The sequence below is a fragment of the Streptomyces sp. NBC_01669 genome (genome assembly GCF_026339735.1).
GTDB classification, from domain to species: domain Bacteria; phylum Actinomycetota; class Actinomycetes; order Streptomycetales; family Streptomycetaceae; genus Streptomyces; species Streptomyces yanii.
This window is the reverse complement of sequence record NZ_JAPEQG010000001.1, coordinates 7,317,803-7,336,395: the sequence shown is the minus strand read 5'-3', so window position 1 is coordinate 7,336,395 and position 18,593 is coordinate 7,317,803. Positions and strand designations below refer to the sequence as shown.

The following is an 18,593-nucleotide window of genomic DNA, read 5'->3' as shown; positions in this document are numbered from 1 at the left end:
AGCGGCCGCACGCGCCGTCAGACGGACTTCTGGTACGAGCGGAAGGTGCGGGTCGACAGCCAGACCGCCACCACCGCGAGGGCGAGCAGCGCTCCCCCGCGGCTGAGCACCAGCCCCCAGTCGGGCTGGGCGGTCAGGGCCGAACGGCCCGCCACCATCGCCCAGTTGACCGGGTTGAATTCGGCGATCTGCCGCATCCAGGACGGCATCTGGCTCGGCGCCATGAACGAGGACGAGAGAAAGGTCAGCGGCAGCAGCAGGAACGTGTTGATACCGATGATCGACTCACGCCGGCGGACCAGCATCCCCAGCGCGTTGGAGAGCGCACCGAAGACCGTACCGAGCAGGATCGAGGCGACGAGCAGGATCAGCAGCCCGCCCGCACCACCCGGGTACGTCGCACCGGCGGCCCAGCCGAGGAGCACGATGATGACCGACTGGACGGCGGTACTGATGCCGTTCTGCACGACGTTGGCGTTCATCAGCGCGTTCCGGCTGACCGGGGTGGTGAGGAAGCGGTTGAGCGTGCCCCGCTCGATCTCCTCCAGGGTGCCCATTCCGGCCCACATGCTCGATCCGAGGGCGCTCATCACGACGATGCCGGGGATCAGGTAGTCCAGATAGGACGTGGTGCCGAAGCCGCCGAGCTCGACGACCTTCTTGAAGAGGTTGCCGAACAGGAACAGCCAGATCACCGGCTGGACCAGGGAGATCGCCAGGAAGACCGGCTGCCTGATGATCGCCATGAGCTGACGCTGAGTCATGTACCAGGTTTGGGCGATGACGTGACTGCTCATCGGGTGCCTCCTGCGGCGACCGTGGCGGGGATCTGCTGGGCGTCCGCGGCCTCGGCCTCGGAGAAGCGGCGTCCGGCGTAGCGCAGATAGACGTCGTCGAGAGAGGGGCGGGCGACGGTGGCGGCGGCGACCGCCGCGCCGGCCCGGTCCAGGGCGCCGAGCAGTACAGGGACGGCGGCGGCGCCGTCCTCGGCGCGGACGCTGACCCGGCGGCCCTCGGCCAGTACCTCGTACACCCCGGGCAGTCCGGTGAGCGCGGCGGTGACCGCCGCACGGTCCGCGTCGGTGCGCAGCTCCATGTGGACGGCGTCGCCGCGGAGTTCGCCCTTGAGTTCGTCGGGGGTGCCCTCGACGACGATCCGGCCGCGGTCGACGATCGCGATGCGTTCGGCGAGCCGGTCGGCCTCCTCCAGGTAGTGCGTGGTGAGCACGATGGTCAGGCCCTCGTCGCCGGCCAGCCGGGCGATCTCGTCCCACATGGCCGTACGGGCCTCGGGGTCGAGTCCGGTGGTGGGCTCGTCGAGGAACAGCACCTCGGGGCGGTGGACCAGGCCGAGCGCCACGTCCAGGCGCCGCTGCATTCCGCCGGAGTACCCCTTGACCTGCCGCTTCCCCGCGTCGGCGAGGTCGAAGCGGTCCAGCAGTTCATCGGCGCGGCGCTGGACCGCGGCGCCCCGCATCCCGTACAGCCTGCCCTGCAGCAGCAGGTTCTCCCGGCCGGTGGCGACCGGGTCGGCGCCGGACTTCTGGGCGACGACGCCGATCGCGCGGCGGACCCGGTCGGGGTGGTGCAGCACGTCGTGTCCGGCGACGCTCGCGGCGCCGGAGTCGGGGCGGGCGAGGGTGGTGAGGATCTTGACGGTGGTGGACTTCCCGGCGCCGTTGGGGCCGAGGAGTCCGAAGACCGTGCCGGCACCGACGGTGAGGTCCATGCCGTTCAGTGCGGTGACGTCGCCGGGATAGGTCTTGATCAGTTGTCGCGCCTCTACTGCAGGCGCACGGGTGCTCATGACGGAGCTCTCCTGTGGTCAGCGGGGTGTTCGGGCATGCCGAGCCGATCCGCGTGAAGAGAGCCGGGCTATCCTGGGTGTGCCGCACCTCGATCGCCTGGCTCGCCCTCACGGCATGGCCGGTCCGGGGTTCGAGACCCTGGCAGGCGCTGCTCCAACAGCCCCTGCCGGGGTCTTTCTCTTTCTTCGGTACCGCTTGGCGCTACGCCTTCCGCTCGGGATCGAGGACGATCTCCTGTTCGTCGAGGTCCTGCCAGTCCTGCGGAACCTCGCCGGTCTCGTGGAAGGACTTCCACTCCTCGATGCCACTGATCGTGGCATCGAGAAGCTCGGTACGGAATTTCTTGATCCACTCCAGCTGGGCATCGATCATGTGGAGCTGGTACTCGGTCTCCACCACGAAGACCCGGGGCAGCTTCTCCGTCAGCCGGCCGAGGATGCCCCGCATCGCCGCGGACTGGACCGCCAGCGCCGCCTCCCGGGTTTCCAGCAGCTCCGCGACATCCTCCGGAGGCAGCACCGGCAGCAGCGAGAGCGCGGTCTCGAAGACCGGGTACTCGACGGCCGGAACGGCGAGCAGATCGGAGAGCCAGTCGACCATCTCGGCACGCCCCGCCCCGGTGATGCCGTAGAGCGTGCGCTCGGGGCGGTTGCCCTGGCGCTGCACGCCGGCCACCTCGACGTACCCGTGCTTCTCCAGGTTCTGGACCACGGTGTACAACGAGCCGAAATTGATCTTGACGCTGTGTTCCTTGCCGCGCCGGCGAAGCGTCTGGGCGATCTCGTACGGATGCATGGACCGCTCGGCGAGCAGCACCATCACCGTGAGTGCCAGTGGATTGCTGAGCTTGCGCCGCTTGGCCACCGCCCCCACCGCCCTTCACTTCATCAGATCATCACTTCGTCATCGAATACTCGTGTACGAACATATCGCGAGCACCCTTACGCGTCAACCACGATGTATCGCGAATTCGCGGCGGCGTGGAAAGATTTCACACACTGACCAATCCGCGCTGCCGTCGGCTTCGAATCGCCTCATGAAACCGATGCGCATCCTGGGAGGAAGCCCGCGTGAAACAAGCCGTGCACATCAGCGAAGCGCCATCGGCGGGGCCCGATCTCCAGGAACTCCTGGATCTGGTCGCCCGCGGCGACCAGGCTGCGTTCGCCAAGGTGTACGACGCGGTCTGCGGTCCGGTCCTCGGTCTCGTACGGAGTGTGCTGCGCGACCCCGCACAGTCGGAGGAGGTGGCGCAGGAGGTGCTGGTGGAAGTGTGGCGGACCGCCCCCCGCTTCCGGGCTTCCCGCGGCAGCGCCATGAACTGGGTGCTGACGCTGGCCCATCACCGGGCGGTGGACCGGGTGCGCTCCGTCGAGGCGACGACGGCCCGGGAGCGCAGGGCGGCGTTGCTGGACCGTACGCCGGAGTTCGACGAGGTCACCGAGCAGGTCGAGAGCCGGCTGGAGCGGGAGCAGGTGCGCCGCTGCATGCGGACCCTGTCCGAGCTGCAACGGCAGTCCGTCACGCTCGCCTACTACCGCGGCCTGACTTACCGCGAAGTGGCGGAACTCCTCTCCGTACCGCTCGGGACGATCAAGACACGACTGCGCGACGGACTGATCCGGCTGCGCGACTGCCTCGGGGTGAGCGCATGAGCACGGTGGATCGCATGAGCGGGGCCGAACTGCACACGCTGACCGGCGCCTACGCCCTGTACGCGCTGCCGGACGCGGAGCGCGGGGAGTTCGAACGCCATCTCGGCGACTGCGAGGCCTGCGCCGTGGAGGTGCGGGAACTGTCCGAGACCGCCACCCGGCTCGGGCTCGCGGTGTCCGCAGCCCCGCCGCGCGAGCTGCGCGACCGGGTACTGCGGGAGATCACGACCGTACGGCAGGAATCCCCGTCCTGCGGCCGACGCACCCGCTCGGCCGTCTCCGTCCAGCGGACCGGCCGCTGGCCGAAGTTCGCGCTGGCCGCGTCTCTGGTCGCCGCTGCCGGGTTCGGCGGGATCGCGGTGTGGCAGAACCAGGTCGCCCGGGACGCACAGCAGGAGGCGCACCGGGCCCAGCAGCAGAGCGAGCAGGTGGCGCGGGTTCTCGCGGCGCCGGACGCGAAGGCGAAGTCCAGCGCGCTGAAGGGCGGGTCCAAGGGCACGGTCGTGGTCTCCCGGAGCGAGAACCGGGCCGTGTTCGTGGCCTCGGGGATGGAGCCGCCGTCCCACGGCAAGGTGTACCAGCTGTGGTTCGACGACCACGGGACCATGCGGTCCGCGGGACTGATCAACCGGGCGGCGACGAGCAACACGGTGCTGCTGGACGGGCCGGTCGACGGCGCGTCGGGCATAGGAATCACCGTCGAGCCGGCCGGCGGCTCCGTGCAGCCGACGTCCGCTCCACTGGCACTGCTGACCTTCCCGACCGCATGAGGGGCTCCCTGCCATGACCGTCTCGGTGGCGCTGTTCACCTCCGATCTGCGGCTGCACGACAACCCCGTTCTGCACGCCGCGGTGCGCGACGCGGATGCCGTCGTCCCCCTCTTCGTCCAGGACGACGGCATCCGCCGGACCGGTTTCGACGCGCCGAACCGGCGGGCGTTCCTCGCCGACTGCCTCGTCGATCTCGACGCAGGGCTGCGCCGCCGCGGCGGCCGGCTGGTCGTCCGCAGCGCCGACGTGGTGGCCGGGGCCTGCGCCGTGGTCGCGGAGACGGGTGCGGAGAGTCTGCACATCGCGGCCGGGGTGAGCGGGTACGCGAGGGAACGCGAGGAGCGCCTGCGCACGGCTCTCGGGGCTGTCGGCTGCGCCCTGCACGTCCATGACGCGGTGGTCACCGCGCTCGCCCCGGGCCTGGTCGTCCCGGCGGGCCGTGACCATTTCACGGTGTTCACCCCCTACTTCCGCCGTTGGGAGACGGCGGGCGTACGGGGCACACTGACCGGGCCGCGGACGGTACGGGTGCCGGACACGGCGACGTCCGCACCGCTGCCGACCCGAGCGGAGGTGACGGGCGTCTCCCCGGGACTTGCCGCAGGCGGCGAGACGGCAGGGCGCAGGCTGCTGACCTCCTGGCTGCACGGCCCGATGGCCGACTACGGGACCGGCCACGACGACCTCGCCGGGGACGCGACATCCCGGCTGTCGCCGTTTCTGCACTTCGGCTGCCTCTCCGCGGCCGAACTGGTGCACCGGGCACGGGAGAAGGGCGGACCGGGCGCCGACGCGTTCGTACGGCAGCTGGCCTGGCGGGACTTCCACCACCAGGTTCTCGCCGCCCGGCCGGACGCCGCGTGGGCCGACTACCGTCCGCGCGGCGACCGGTGGCGGTCCGACCCCGACGAGATCGAGGCGTGGCGTGCCGGGCTCACCGGCTATCCGCTGGTCGACGCGGCGATGCGACAGCTGGCGCATGAGGGCTGGATGCACAACCGGGGCCGGATGCTGGTCGCGAGTTTCCTCACCAAGACGCTGTATGTGGACTGGCGCGTCGGCGCGCGGCACTTCCTGGATCTCCTGGTCGACGGGGACCTGGCGAACAATCAGCTCAACTGGCAGTGGGTGGCGGGCACCGGTACGGACACCCGCCCCAACCGTGTACTCAATCCGCTGATCCAGGGCAAGCGGTTCGATCCACGGGGCGCGTACGTACGGCGGTGGGTGCCGGAACTGGCGGGCCTGGACGGCGCTGCGGTGCACGAGCCGTGGAAGCTCACCGGCCCGGAAGGGGCCCGGCTCGCCTATCCGGACCCGGTAGTGGATCTGGCCGAGGCCCGCGCCCGCTTCGAACGGGCGCGCGGCCTCGGCTGACAGCTGGCCACCGGCTGCCGGCTCCCGGCTCTCGCCGCCCGGTGGAAGCGCGGCACTTCGACCAGCATCCGGAGGCAGGAGGCGCGCAGTGCGATGCGCGGCCGGGCGAGGAGTCCGGCGGGCCCGCGGCCGCCCGCGCACTCGATGCCGCACCCTTCGCACCGTATGGACATGCTCATCTCGGACTCCTGGGTGGCCACCCCGAGTTCGGCGAAGAGCCGCAGAAGGTACGGGCACGTACGCCGGTTGTGCCCGATGAATCCCGAGTCGACGTGGTGTATCCGTCCGTCGGAGGCCGCGAGGTCATGGGGGTGCGCATGACCTCGGTCCGTTCGTCCGACTCGTACAGCGTCACTTCGTGCGCCTGGCCGAACACATACGCGGCGGTCAGTTCCGCCACGCCGCTGCCCACCACGGCTGTCCACCGCCGATTCCGTGCCATGCCGGTTCCTCCGGTCCCTCGGTTCCGGCTCGCGCCGGGCGGGCCCGGTGTGCGCCGAACGGGCCCTCTCACAGGGTCCCTCGAAGGTGATTCGCGGCCGGGGCCGAGGCGGATCGGTCGATGACCGCCTCTCATCCGATCGGGTGACGGACCAATCCGCCGGGCGTCCGGCGACGAACACCGGATGTGAACGAGGAACAGAACAACGTGCAGGAGCACGGGGCCTCCGGGGCCCGGCGGTCCCGCTGGGCACGTGCCGGTCTCGCCGGGCTCAGCGGTCTGATCGCCGGGTTCTGCGCCCTGGCCGTGGCCGAACTGGTCTCGGCTGCCGTACGTCCCGAGGCGGGTCCGGTCGCGGCGGTGGGCGGGGCGGTCATCGACCGCACTCCCCCGGTCGTGAAGGACTTCGCCGTACGGCACTTCGGCACGGCCGACAAGCTGGTGCTCGAACTGGGCATCCTGGCCCTGCTGGCGGTTTTCGCCGTGGCGGTCGGGCTGCTGGCACTGCGGCACCGGCTGCTCGGCTCGGCGGCCGTTCTGGTCTTCGGCGTGATCGGGGCAGTGGCGGCGGTGGGACGGCCGGAAGGCAGCCCCGCCGATGCCCTGCCCTCGGTGGTGGGTGCCGTACTGGCCGCAGGGGTGCTGTATCTCCTGGTCGGACGGCTCGGCCCGGTGCTCCGTCCCTCTCCCTCGGCCGGCGAGAGGGACGGGCAGGGGGACGGCGCCTTCGACCGGCGCGGTTTCGTGATCGCGGCGACCGCTGCGGCGGCGGCCTCGGCCGGTGCGGGGTTCCTGGGACGGCGGCTGACGTCCTCCGTGCAGGCCGGGGCCACCGCCTCACGGCATGATCTGGTCCTCCCGGTCCCCGAGTCACCGGCTCCCGCCCTACCGCCCGGGACGGACCTGCGGATCCGGGGCCTGAGCTCGTTCATCACCCCGAACAAGAGCTTCTACCGGGTGGACACCGCCTTGGTCGTGCCCCGCATCGACGCCGATTCGTGGCGACTGCGGATCCACGGCAAGGGGGTCGCCCGCCCGCTCACGGTCAGCTTCCAGGACCTCCTGGGGCGGGAGATCATCGAGCGGGACATCACCCTGGCGTGTGTCTCCAACGAGGTCGGCGGCCCGTACGTCGGCAATGCCCGGTGGATCGGTGTGCGGCTGGCCGATCTCCTGCGCGAGACCGGGGTAAAGCCGCCGTCGCAGGGCGGGCCCGCCGACCAGATCGTGGCGCGTTCCGTCGACGGCATGACGATCGGCACGCCGGTCGAGACGGTCATGGACGGGCGCGACGCGATCCTCGCCCTCGGCATGAACGGCGAACCCCTGCCGTTCGCGCACGGCTTCCCGGTCCGCATGGTGGTGCCGGGACTCTACGGGTACGTCTCGGCCTGCAAGTGGATCAAGGACATCGAGCTGACGACGTTCGCCTCGTACGACGCGTACTGGGTCAGGCGCAGCTGGTCCCAGCAGGCGCCGGTCAAGACGGAGTCCCGGATCGACACGCCGCGTCCGTTCGCCTCGCCGAAGCCCGGCATCGTGCCCGTCGCCGGGGTGGCCTGGGCCCAGCACCGGGGGATCTCGCGGGTGGAGGTCCGGGTGGACGGCGGCCCGTGGCATCGGGCCCGGCTCGCGGCGGAGGACAGCCGGGACACCTGGCGCCAGTGGGTGTGGGAGTGGCCGGCCACCTCCGGCAATCACACGCTGGAGGTCCGTGCGACCGACGGGACGGGCGCCACTCAGACCGGCGAACGCGTCGGCACCGTCCCGGACGGTGCGACCGGCTGGCATTCGGTGGTGATCGACGTCTCCTGACCCGCCCTCTCCCCGCACGCACCGTCATGCCCCACTCCTTCGCTTCTTCCTCCCTTCTCAACCGTCGCGCGCACCCGCGCACCTCTCCTGGAGAATCACATGAACACCCTGCACCTTCGCCGTGCCGCCGTTGCCGTCTCCGCCGCCGCGCTCGTGCCCCTGGCCCTGACGGCCTGCTCCAGCGACTCCAAGGACTCCTCCTCCGGCTCCCCCGCGAGCGCGGCCAAGACATCACCGTCGACTGCGGCGAGCGATCCGATGAAGATGAACGAGCCGTTCGGCCCGGCCTGTTCGTCCGTGCTGAAGGACGGCGCGGGCAGCTTCGCGGGTATGGCGAAGGACCCGGTCGCGACGGCCGCCTCCAACAACCCGGCACTCTCCACCCTGGTCACCGCGGTGAAGAAGGCCGGTCTGGTCGACACCTTGAACAACGCCCAGAACATCACGGTGTTCGCGCCGACCAATGACGCCTTCGCCAAGATCCCGCAGGCCGACCTGGACAAGCTGCTGGCGAACAAGGCGGAGCTCACCAAGGTGCTGACGTACCACGTGGTGGGTCGGAATCTGACGCCGAAGCAGCTGGAGGACGGCTCCTACGCCACGCTGGAGAAGGGCAAGCTGACGACCTCCGGCTCGGGCATGACCTACACCGTGAACGACAGCTCGAAGGTCGTCTGCGGCAATGTCCCGACCGCCAACGCCACGGTGTACATCGTCGACACCGTCCTGATGCCCCCGCAGTAGCTCCACCGGGCACCACAAGGACACCACGGACCGGCCGGGGTCGCGTCACCGCCCCGGCCGGTCCCTGCCGTGCACGGCCGCAGTGAGTACTTCGGCGCCGCACGGACACGGCTGTGTCATTCAGCGGAAACAGGCTCTCCCTAATTTCTGTCATCCGACAGGAATGCGGCTCCGGCCGCTGCGCGCAAGGGGCCGCCATGTCCGCGAAGCCGTCCGCCCTCCCCGTCCGTCCCCGAACTGACCGGCGTCTGGCACCGTTCGCTGCTCGTCGACGCGGACGGCCACCGGGACACCACGACCGCCGTGACCTGGGTTCAGGGACCCGTCCGGTACGCGGATCTGCGCCAGCCCTCCCACCATCCGCGCCGTCCCGGTGTCAGCGCCCTGTCCGGCCTCGGCTTCGAGGAGCTCCTCGCGCTCACCCGCCAGGAGGCTTTCGCCGGGAGGCTGCGGCGGCGCTCCGACGTGTTCCACTGGGCCCGCACCCTCGACTTCGGGCCCGTCACGCTCCCGGACGACTACGAATGCTTCACCCTGCTGCGCCCCACCGCCCCCGGCCTGGAGGTGATGAACGGGGCCGGAGAGTGGATCGACGCACCGCCGCTCGACAACTGCTTCGTCGTCAACACCGGTGATCTGCTGGAGCTCTGGACCAACGGCGAGTTCGCCGCGACCTCCCACCGGGTCCGCAAGGTCGCCGTGGAGCGCTACTCCTTCCCGCTCTTCTGCACGGTCGACTACGACACGCCCGTCGCCCCGCTGCCCGCCTTCACCGGTCCCGGCAGGCCGGCGCGCCCCGGCGTCATCGCCGGAGAACACCTCTACGCGCAGACCGTCCAGACCTTCCGCTATCTCGGGCAGCGCCTGGCCGACGGCGAGATCGCCCTGCCCGCGGGCTCCCTGCCGCTCTCCTCCTTCGGCCAGGAAGCACGCCACGCCCCCCGCTCCTCAACCCCATTCCCCCGTCCCTGAGAGCAGGTGCTGCCATGTCCGTCACCGCCCCCACCGACGTACTCCCCGATCCGCCCGCCCCCGCCGAACCCGGCTCCTCACTGGAGGAGTTCGGCTACCGCCAGGAACTCCACCGCAGCCTCGGCCGGTATGCCTCCTTCGCCGCGGGCTTCTCCTTCATCTCGGTCCTGACGACGGTCTTCCAGTTCTTCGCCGTCGGCTACACCTTCGGCGGCCCGGTCTTCTTCTGGGCCTGGCCCGCAGTCCTGGCCGGTCAGCTGCTGGTCGCCGCCTGTTTCGCCGAACTCGCCGCCCGCTACCCGATATCCGGCGCGATCTACCAGTGGTCCTCACGTCTGTCCACCCCGGCCTTCGGCTGGTTCGCGGGCTGGATCATGGTCATCGGCCAGATCGTGGTGGTCGCGGCGGCCGCGCTGGCCCTGCAGATGGTGATGCCGCCGATCTGGTCCGGCTTCCAGCTGGTCGGCGGCGACCCCGCACCGCTGTCCCCGACGGGCGCCACGAACGCGGCCCTGCTCGGCACCGTCCTGCTGGTCCTCACCACGCTGGTGAACGTCGTCGACAACCGGGTGATGTCGGTCATCAACCGGGTCGGGGTCACCGCCGAGATCATCGGTGCCGTCCTGATCGTGGTCCTGCTCCTCACCCACTCCGACCGCACCCCGTCGGTCACCTTCCACACCGGTGGCGCCGGGACGGGGGTGTTCGGCGCGCTGCTGGTGGGTTCGTTCACCGCGGCGTACGTCATGATCGGCTTCGACAGCGCGGGCGAGATGAGCGAGGAGACCCGCGATCCGCGCCGCACAGCTCCCCGCACGATCCTCTCCGCCCTGGGCGCCGCCGGACTGCTCGGCGGGCTGCTGGTGCTGGGCGGGCTGCTGGCGGCGCCCAGCCTGACCGACGGCCGTCTCGCGGTCGACGGCATGAGTTACGTCGTGACCAGCAGCCTCGGCGACGGAGTCGGCCGGGTGCTCCTGGCGGACGTGGTCGTCGCGATCGCCGTGGCGACGCTCGCTGTGCAGACGGCGGCCTGCCGGATGCTGTTCTCGATGGCCCGCGACGGCCGGCTGCCCTGTTCCGGCCTGCTGTCGAAGGTCAACCCGCGCACCGGAATGCCGACCGCCCCCGCACTGGTCGTCGGCGTGCTCGCCGTGGTCCTGCTGCTGCTCAACTTCGCCTCGCCCGACGCGTTCCTGGCGATCGGCACCACCTGCATCGTGATGCTGTACCTCGCGTACTCGATGGTGACAGGCCCTTTGCTGGTCCGTCGGCTGCGCGGCGGGTTCGCCGCCCGGACGGAGGCCGTCGACGAGACCGGAAAGCCACTGTTCTCGCTGGGCCGTTGGGGCGTGCCGATCAATGCGGTCGCGCTGCTGTACGGGCTGTTCATGACCGTCAACCTGGCCTGGCCGCGCGCCGCGGTGTACGACCCTGCGGGCGGGCACTGGTACTTCCAGTGGTTCACGGTCCTGTTCCTGTCCGCGACGGTGCTGATGGGCGCTGCATATCGCACGTACCGGAGCAGGTCGGTCTCCTTGCCGGACAGCCCTTAGAGTGCCCGGCATGAACCAAGGGGGCAGACAGGACCGCGTGGTGGGCGCCGTGGTCGGTTCGGCGGTCGGCGACGCGCTCGGGGCGCCGTTCGAGTTCGGGCCCGCGGGTGTGTACGCGGACCGCTTCCCCGACGGCGTCGGCACGATGTGCGGGGGCGGTGGCTGGGATCCGGGCGAGGCGACCGACGATACGCAGATGGCCGTACTGGTCGGTGAGTCGCTGCTGGAGCGGGACGGGCTCGATCTGCCCGACATCTTCGACCGGTTCCGACGGTGGGCCGCGGGTGAGCCGAAGGACATCGGTCTGCAGACCGAGTACGTCCTGACGAGCGGCGCCCCCTGGGACCGGGCCGCCGCTCTGCACTTCCAGGTCAACGGGCGTGCGGCGGGCAACGGTTCGCTGATGCGGGCCGCCACCTCCGCCGTGTACTTCGCGCGGACCGACGGCCCGGAGCCGGCGGCGCGGGCCACGACGATGGACGCCGCCCGCCGGATCGCGGCACTGACGCATGGCGACGGCGCCGCCTGGGAAGGCACCGCCGTCCTCCACGAGCTGATCCGGGTGGCGCTGAACGGCGACGACCCGCTCGCAGCCGTGCCGGGCGCCCTGGCCGACGTCCACAACGACCGGCGCGAACGCTGGGCGACCGTCCTCGCACCGGACTGGCATCCCGGTCTGGCGACGGAGTTCAACGGGGCGGTGTGGCCGTGCCTGGGGACGGCGGTCTGGGCGCTGCGCACGACACATGGCTTCGAAGCCTCGCTGGCAGCGGCGATCGACGTCGGCGGGGACACCGACACGGTCGCGGCCGTGACCGGCGCTCTGACCGGGGCGGTGTACGGCATGGGCGCGATCCCGACACGCTGGACGGATCCCCTGCACGTCCCGCTGCCGGGGTACGGGGACCGGGTCCTGCGCACACCCGAGCTGGCGGCTCTGGCCGGGCGCCTGGACGCCCGGAAATCATAGGATTCACGTGGTCCGAAATGTACACATAAGGCTGAGATAAGCGCAGAATGGTGGAGCAGGCGCCTACAGCACACCCCCCTCACACCACGGTCGGGCCTGCAGGATCGAAGGAGACGACTCTCATGTCCAACGTCTCGCACACCCGCGCCGACATCACCAGCCACCCGGATGTTTCCGAAATGCGGGAGCGCTATGCCCGCATGCTCGGTGGTCGCGATGTGGCGCTCGTCGACGGACCGGTGTTCCTCGTCGGCCTCTACTGCGCCGTCTCGCCCTGGGTACTTCACTTCTCCGCAAGCCAGCCCACCCTCGTGCAGCACAACCTGATCATGGGAATCGCGATCGCGGTGCTGGGACTCGGGTTCACGGCGATACCGGAACGGATGTACGGCCTGAGCTGGGCCATCTGTGCCATGGGCATCTGGATGATCGTCTCGCCATGGGTCGTCGGCAGCAGCCCTGACATGGGCGTCATCCTCAACAACGTCATCATCGGCGGTCTGACCCTACTGCTGGGGCTGGCCTGCGCCGGAGCGGCGGCGAAGACCAATCGGACCTAGCGGTCACTGAACGACGAAGGAGCGTGAGCTGTCGGCCGGTCCGCACGCAGCGGACCGGCCGAGACACGTCCGGGGAAGGTCCGCGGGGTGCCAGGTCCACCGACAACCGTGCGCGGCCTACGCGCGCTCCGTACCCACGATCCGCAGCGCCGCATCCGCCGTGGCCTCCGCGAACGCGGCCACCGGCCGTTCGGGTCCGGACCGGCGCACCAGGATCACGCCTTCGATCAGTCCGAAGACCAGGTCGGTCCGGAGTGCCAGTTCGTGCTCGTCCAGCGCTGCCCCCGCACGGGTCGCCGCCAGCAGCGTCCCATATGCCTCCTTCAGCTCCGCCCGCACCCGGTGGAACCCGGCGAACCGCTCGGCCTGCACCTCGGGCAGCACGTACAGCGCACCCAGGTTGTACGGCCCGCCGCACAGCAGCGCCACGTCCGAGCGGCACAGCTCCCGGAGCCGTTCCTCGGCGGTCGCCGTGTCGTCGGTGAGCAGCTTCGCGGCGAGGGCCAGTGACGGGGTGACCGTGGACTCCAGGAGCTCCGCGAGGAGGTCCTCCTTGCCTGCGACGTAGTGGTACATCGTCGCCTGTCGCATGCCCGCCCGTTCGGCGACGGCCCGGGTGGTGGTCGCGGCGTATCCGCGGGTGGTGAACAGCTCGGCGGCGGCGGTCAGCAGTTCCTCGCGCGCGGACAGTCCGCTGTCCGCGCGCTGCTGCGCGCGCGGCCGGCCGACCCTTCTCCCGGTGGTGGACATGGGCCGATCGTCGCACATCCGCGCCCGCCCCGATCTTGGTGAGCACTCAGTAACTCCTGTGCAACGGACGGGCAATGGGCCCGACTCGTCCGCACCCTAATTTCTGTCATGCGACAGAAATACGCGACCGAGACGCGCGGTGGACGTGCGCGATCGGCACAGTCACGTCGAGCCGGAGGGTCCAGCCATGGCGACAGCGACGACACACGGAGCCCGGGACCACGCCCGTGCGCAGCACGGCACCCGCACCGGGACCATGCCGGTGGTGCCCGCGAGCGACTGGCCCGCGGCCGCCCCCGCCACGCCCGTCTGGGCGGAGACCGTGGCAGGAGGCAACTACACGCACCGGGTGCTCGCCCGCGGCACCGAACTCCGGCTCACCGATCTCACGGGCGACGCCTGCGCCCATCTGCTGCTGTACGTGGACGGGCGGCCCTGGGAGCGGCTCAACACCGCCGACACGGTCAAGGTCCAGTGGAACGCCTATCTCGGCGCGGACCGGTTGCTCCTCTCCGACCAGGGGCGGGTCCTCGCCTCGGTGGTCGCCGACAGCTCGGGCCGGCACGACGCGCTCTGCGGCACCTCGACCCTCGTACGGAACACCGAGCGGTACGGGGACGGCACCCCGCAGTCGCCGTCGCCGGCCGGCCGGGAGCTGCTGAAGCTGGCCGCAGCGAAGAACGGTCTCGGGCCGCGCGATCTGCCCCCGTCGCTCTCCTTCTTCCAGGGCGTGGAGGTACGCGAGGACGGCGCCCTGGAGTTCACCGGATCCGCCGGGCCGGGCGCCACAGTGACGCTCCGCGCCGAGCAGGACCTCACCGTGCTCGTCGCCAACGTCCCGCATCCGCTGGATCCGCGTCCCGACTACACCTGCACCCCGCTGCAGGTGCTGGCCTGGCGCGCCCGCCCGACGGTTCCCGGCGATCCGGCCTGGGACGCCACTCCGGAGGGCCACCGGGCCTTCCTCAACACCCTCGACTTCCTCACCGCCAGGGGGCTCGCATGACCGTCGCCGTCACTGTCACCAGCACCGTCCGCCGCTCGGACGTGATCCCCGCCCGGGCCGCCTGGTCCGCCGTCGTCCGCACGGGCGAACAGCTCACGCTGACCGATCTGCACGGCAACCAGGCCGTCGACTTCCTGGTGTACGACGCCCACGACACCGGCGTCCGCTACAGCGCACCGGACACCGTCCACGCTCAGGGCACCATCTTCCTCACCACCGGCAGCGTGCTGCTGTCCAACGAGCACACCCCGCTGATGACCGTCACCGAGGACACCTGCGGACGCCACGACACGGTCGGCGGCGCCTGCTCCAAGGAGTCCAACACCCTGCGGTACGGGCACCACACCTGGTCGCAGCACGCCTGTGTGGACAACTTCCTCGCCGAGGGCGCCCGGCACGGGCTCGGCAAGCGCGACCTGGTCTCCAACATCAACTGGTACATGAACGTCCCGGTCGAGAAGGACGGCACGCTCGGCATCGTCGACGGCATCTCCGCCCCCGGCCTGCGGGTCACCCTGCGCGCCGAACGGGACGTCCTGGTCCTGGTCTCCAACTGCCCGCAGATCAACAATCCCTGCAACGGCTTCGACCCGACGGCGGTCGAGGCAACCATCAGTGGGCCCACCTCCGGCGAGGCCACCGCATGACGCACTTCGACACACTCCTGGTGGCCAACCGCGGCGAGATCGCCGTACGGATCATCCGTACCGCCCGCCGCCTCGGCCTCCGCACCGTCGCGGTCTTCTCCGACCCCGACCGGTCCGCGCCCCATGTGCGCCTCGCCGACACGGCGGTACGGCTGGGGCCCGCGCCCGCCAAGGAGTCGTACCTCGACGCCGACCTGGTCCTGAAGGCCGCCAAGGACACCGGGGCCGGGGCCATCCACCCCGGCTACGGCTTCCTCTCCGAGGACGCCGGATTCGCCCGGCGCTGCAAGGACGCGGGAATCGTCTTCGTCGGCCCGACCGCCGAGCAGCTGGAGCTGTTCGGCGCGAAGCACACCGCTCGCGCGGCCGCCGAGGCCGCGGGCGTACCGCTCGCCCCCGGCACCGGGCTGCTCCCCGATCTGCCGTCGGCGCTGGCCGCGGCCGACCGCATCGGCTATCCCGTGATGCTCAAGGCCACCGGTGGCGGCGGCGGAATCGGCATGTCGGCCTGTCGATCCGTCGACGAACTCGCCGACGCCTGGGAGCGGGTGCAGCGGATCGCCGCCGCGTCCTTCTCCTCCGCCGGTGTCTTCCTCGAACGTCTCGTCGAGGACGCCCGCCATGTCGAGGTACAGGTCTTCGGCGACGGACACGGCCGGGTGGTGACCTTCGGCGACCGCGACTGCTCCCTCCAGCGCCGCAACCAGAAGGTCCTGGAGGAGGCCCCCGCCCCGGGGCTCCCGCCCCACATCCGCAAGCAACTCGCCTCCTGCGCACAGGATCTGTGCCGGGCGGTCGGCTACCGCTCCGCGGGCACGGTGGAGTTCGTGTACGACGCGGCGCGCGCGGAGGCGTACTTCCTGGAGGTCAACACCCGCCTCCAGGTCGAACACCCGGTCACCGAGGAGATCTACGGCGTCGACCTCGTCGAGTGGATGCTGCGCCTCGCCCAGGGCGACACGGAGGTCGTACGCGACCCGGATGCGCCGCGCGGCCATGCCGTCGAGGCCCGGGTCTACGCCGAGGACCCGACCCGCGACCACCGCCCGGGGGCCGGCCTGCTGACCCGGGTCGTGTTCCCCGAGGGGGTCCGGGTCGACACCTGGGTCGAGACGGGGACGGAGGTGACGACGTCGTACGACCCGATGCTGGCGAAGGTCGTCGCGTACGGCACCGACCGCGCCGAGGCTCTCGCACGGCTGGACTCAGCGCTCGCCGCCACCCGGATCGACGGCATCGAGACCAACCTCGGCCTGGTACGGGCCGCGCTCGCCGACGACCGGGTCCGCACCGTCGCGCACTCCACGGCCACGCTCGCCACCGTCACCGATCCGACACCGCGTGTCGAGGTGGTCTCCGCCGGCACGCTCACCACCGTGCAGGACTGGCCGGGGCGCACCGGCTACTGGGAGGTCGGCGTCCCGCCGTCGGGTCCGATGGACGATCTGTCGTTCCGGCTCGGCAACACCGCGCTCGGCAACGACGCGAGCGCGCCCGGCCTCGAATGCACGCTCCAGGGGCCGACCCTGCGGTTCACCCACCCGACCACGGTCTGTGTCACGGGCGCCCCGGCCCCCGTCACGGTCGACGGCGCACCGGCCGCCCAGTGGGAACCCCTCACCGTCCCGGCGGGTGCCACGCTCGCGATCGGCGCTCCGGACGGCCACGGTCTGCGCACCTACGTCCTCTTCGCCGGAGGCGGCCTGGACGTGCCGGACTTCCTGGGCAGCGCGGCGACCTTCACCCTCGGCGGCTTCGGCGGACACGGCGGCCGGGCCCTGCGCACCGGCGACGTCCTGCGCGGCGGGGCGGTACAGGCGTCGGCCGCCTCCGTCCCCGCCGCCGACCGCCCCCGTATCGGCACTGTCTGGCACATCGGCGCGGCCGAAGGCCCGCACGCCGCACCGGAGTTCTTCACCGAGGAGGACATCCACGACTTCTACGCCGCCGACTGGAAGGTCCACTTCAACTCGGCCCGCACCGGTGTCCGGCTGGTCGGCCCCAAACCGCGCTGGGCCCGCACCGACGGCGGCGAGGCCGGACTCCACCCCTCCAACATCCATGACACGCCGTACTCCGTGGGCGCCGTCGACTACACGGGCGACATGCCGGTGCTGCTCGGCCCCGACGGGCCGTCGCTGGGCGGCTTCGTCTGCCCGGCGACGGTGGTGACGGGCGAGCGCTGGAAGCTGGGCCAGCTACGGCCCGGCGACACGGTCCGCTTCACACCGGTCGCGATCACCGGCGAGCGGCGCCCGGACATCGTCGACGGCGGCATCCTGTACCGGAGCGACGACGTCACGTACCGCCGCAGCGGCGACGACAACGTGCTGGTCGAGTACGGTCCGATGCAGCTGGACCTGGCCCTGCGCATGCGGGTGCACGCCCTGATGGAGGCGCTGACCGCAGCGGCCGTACCGGGCATCACCGGTCTCACCCCCGGCATCCGCTCGCTCCAGATCCAGACGGATCCGAAGGTCCTCCCCCAGCACCGGCTCCTGGAACTCCTCCACCGCACGGAGCCGGCGCTCCCGCCCGCCGGCGCGCTGACCGTGCCGTCCCGGACCGTGCACCTGCCGCTGTCCTGGGACGATCCCGCGACCCGCGAGGCCATCGCCCGCTACATGGCGGGCGTACGGGACGACGCGCCCTGGTGCCCGTGGAACATCGAGTTCATCCGCCGGGTCAACGGCCTGGACTCCGTCGACGACGTGTACCGCACCGTCTTCGACGCCGAGTACCTGGTACTGGGCCTCGGCGACGTCTATCTGGGCGCGCCCGTCGCCACGCCCCTCGACCCCCGCCACCGCCTGGTCACCACCAAGTACAACCCGGCCCGCACCTGGACGGCGGAGAACTCGGTCGGCATCGGCGGCGCCTATCTCTGCGTCTACGGAATGGAGGGGCCCGGCGGCTACCAGTTCGTCGGGCGCACCACCCAGGTGTGGTCGGGGTGGCAGCAACGCGGCGCGTTCGAGCCGGGTTCGCCGTGGCTGCTGAGATTCTTCGACCGCATCAAGTGGTATCCGGTGGAGGCGGACGAACTCCTGGAGCTCCGCGCGGACATCGCATCCGGCCGGTTCGTACCGCGGATCGAGGAGGGCGAGTTCTCCCTGGCGGGGTACGAGGAGTTCCTGGCGGACAACGCCGAATCGATCGCCGACTTCCGCGCCCGTCAGGGCGCGGCGTTCTCCGCGGAACGGGACGCCTGGGAGGAGGCGGGCGAGTTCGCGCGGGCGGAGGCGGCCACAGAACCGGCTCCACCGGCCGCCGAGGTGACCGTGCCCCCGGGCGGCCGGCTCGTCGAGGCCGAGTTCGCCGCATCGGTCTGGCAGCTGAATGTGGCCGCGGGCGACGCGGTGACGGCAGGTCAGCCACTGCTCGCCCTGGAGGCGATGAAGATGGAGTCCCGGATCCACGCACCGGCGGACGGCGTCGTGACGGAGGTCCTCACCCGGCCGGGCGCCCAGGTGGATCCCGGCACGGCTCTGCTGGTCCTGGCCCCGCCTTCCACCGACTGAGG

Annotated in this window: 16 protein-coding genes and 1 pseudogene; 12 read left to right on the top strand and 5 right to left on the bottom strand. The window is 71.1% G+C overall.

Annotated features, from left to right (window positions below; genetic code table 11):
• Positions 1 to 17: 17 nt before the first annotated feature.
• From OG972_RS32765 to OG972_RS32755, 3 genes are all read right to left on the bottom strand, one after another.
• The gene (locus tag OG972_RS32765) at positions 18 to 797 is read right to left on the bottom strand and encodes an ABC transporter permease (protein WP_266987687.1); all 780 of its coding nucleotides are present in this window, start codon (positions 795 to 797) and stop codon (positions 18 to 20) included.
• A complete protein-coding gene (locus OG972_RS32760) occupies positions 794 to 1,807 on the bottom strand; it encodes an ATP-binding cassette domain-containing protein (RefSeq protein WP_266987685.1) in 1,014 nt (337 codons plus the stop codon). Before OG972_RS32760 ends, OG972_RS32765 begins: the two co-directional genes overlap by 4 nt.
• A 202-nt stretch (positions 1,808 to 2,009) precedes the next feature.
• Positions 2,010 to 2,672 carry a PadR family transcriptional regulator gene (locus tag OG972_RS32755; RefSeq protein WP_266987683.1) on the bottom strand — a complete coding sequence of 221 codons (663 nt, stop codon included), beginning with the start codon at positions 2,670 to 2,672 and terminating at the stop codon, positions 2,010 to 2,012.
• 206 nt (positions 2,673 to 2,878) lie between these two features.
• On the opposite strand from OG972_RS32755, the gene OG972_RS32750 reads away from it, so the two are divergent.
• Genes OG972_RS32750 through OG972_RS32740 form a run of 3 tightly spaced genes read left to right on the top strand, consistent with a single transcriptional unit; the run spans position 2,879 to position 5,611 of the window.
• Positions 2,879 to 3,463 (top strand): sigma-70 family RNA polymerase sigma factor, encoded by a 585-nt coding sequence (locus OG972_RS32750; protein ID WP_266987681.1) that lies wholly within the window; start codon positions 2,879 to 2,881, stop codon positions 3,461 to 3,463.
• A gap of 14 nt (positions 3,464 to 3,477) precedes the next feature.
• Positions 3,478 to 4,233 (top strand): anti-sigma factor, encoded by a 756-nt coding sequence (locus OG972_RS32745; RefSeq protein WP_266987679.1) that lies wholly within the window; start codon positions 3,478 to 3,480, stop codon positions 4,231 to 4,233.
• A gap of 13 nt (positions 4,234 to 4,246) precedes the next feature.
• A complete protein-coding gene (locus tag OG972_RS32740) occupies positions 4,247 to 5,611 on the top strand; it encodes a deoxyribodipyrimidine photo-lyase (protein ID WP_266987677.1) in 1,365 nt (454 codons plus the stop codon).
• Between the two features lie 26 nt (positions 5,612 to 5,637).
• Here OG972_RS32740 and OG972_RS32735 read toward each other — a convergent pair.
• A pseudogene (locus OG972_RS32735) lies at positions 5,638 to 6,053 on the bottom strand (NAD(P)-binding protein); the annotation flags it as partial.
• A gap of 279 nt (positions 6,054 to 6,332) precedes the next feature.
• Here OG972_RS32735 and OG972_RS32730 point away from each other — a divergent pair.
• From OG972_RS32730 to OG972_RS32705, 6 genes are all read left to right on the top strand, one after another.
• On the top strand, positions 6,333 to 7,868 hold the full coding sequence (locus OG972_RS32730; protein ID WP_266990863.1) for a molybdopterin-dependent oxidoreductase: 1,536 nt from the start codon (positions 6,333 to 6,335) through the stop codon (positions 7,866 to 7,868).
• 99 nt (positions 7,869 to 7,967) lie between these two features.
• Positions 7,968 to 8,612 (top strand): fasciclin domain-containing protein, encoded by a 645-nt coding sequence (locus tag OG972_RS32725; RefSeq protein WP_266987675.1) that lies wholly within the window; start codon positions 7,968 to 7,970, stop codon positions 8,610 to 8,612.
• Positions 8,613 to 8,915: 303 nt separating this feature from the next.
• Positions 8,916 to 9,584, top strand: a complete 669-nt coding sequence (locus tag OG972_RS32720) for a 2OG-Fe(II) oxygenase family protein (RefSeq protein ID WP_266987673.1) — start codon at positions 8,916 to 8,918, stop codon at positions 9,582 to 9,584.
• Between the two features lie 14 nt (positions 9,585 to 9,598).
• A complete protein-coding gene (locus OG972_RS32715) occupies positions 9,599 to 11,137 on the top strand; it encodes an amino acid permease (RefSeq protein ID WP_266987671.1) in 1,539 nt (512 codons plus the stop codon).
• 10 nt (positions 11,138 to 11,147) lie between these two features.
• The gene (locus OG972_RS32710; RefSeq protein ID WP_266987669.1) at positions 11,148 to 12,107 is read left to right on the top strand and encodes an ADP-ribosylglycohydrolase family protein; all 960 of its coding nucleotides are present in this window, start codon (positions 11,148 to 11,150) and stop codon (positions 12,105 to 12,107) included.
• A gap of 122 nt (positions 12,108 to 12,229) precedes the next feature.
• On the top strand, positions 12,230 to 12,667 hold the full coding sequence (locus tag OG972_RS32705) for an SPW repeat protein (protein WP_266987667.1): 438 nt from the start codon (positions 12,230 to 12,232) through the stop codon (positions 12,665 to 12,667).
• Positions 12,668 to 12,784: 117 nt separating this feature from the next.
• Here the strand turns inward: OG972_RS32705 and OG972_RS32700 are convergent, their stop codons facing one another.
• Positions 12,785 to 13,417 (bottom strand): TetR/AcrR family transcriptional regulator, encoded by a 633-nt coding sequence (locus OG972_RS32700; RefSeq protein WP_266987665.1) that lies wholly within the window; start codon positions 13,415 to 13,417, stop codon positions 12,785 to 12,787.
• A gap of 187 nt (positions 13,418 to 13,604) precedes the next feature.
• Between OG972_RS32700 and OG972_RS32695 the strand changes: the two genes are divergently transcribed.
• The 3 genes from OG972_RS32695 to OG972_RS32685 are packed head-to-tail and all read left to right on the top strand — an operon-like array spanning position 13,605 to position 18,591.
• A complete protein-coding gene (locus OG972_RS32695) occupies positions 13,605 to 14,423 on the top strand; it encodes an urea amidolyase associated protein UAAP1 (protein ID WP_266987663.1) in 819 nt (272 codons plus the stop codon).
• On the top strand, positions 14,420 to 15,070 hold the full coding sequence (locus OG972_RS32690) for an urea amidolyase associated protein UAAP2 (protein ID WP_266987661.1): 651 nt from the start codon (positions 14,420 to 14,422) through the stop codon (positions 15,068 to 15,070). The genes OG972_RS32695 and OG972_RS32690 overlap by 4 nt, the downstream gene beginning before the upstream one ends.
• On the top strand, positions 15,067 to 18,591 hold the full coding sequence (locus OG972_RS32685) for a 5-oxoprolinase/urea amidolyase family protein (RefSeq protein ID WP_266987659.1): 3,525 nt from the start codon (positions 15,067 to 15,069) through the stop codon (positions 18,589 to 18,591). Before OG972_RS32690 ends, OG972_RS32685 begins: the two co-directional genes overlap by 4 nt.
• Positions 18,592 to 18,593 lie beyond the last annotated feature (2 nt).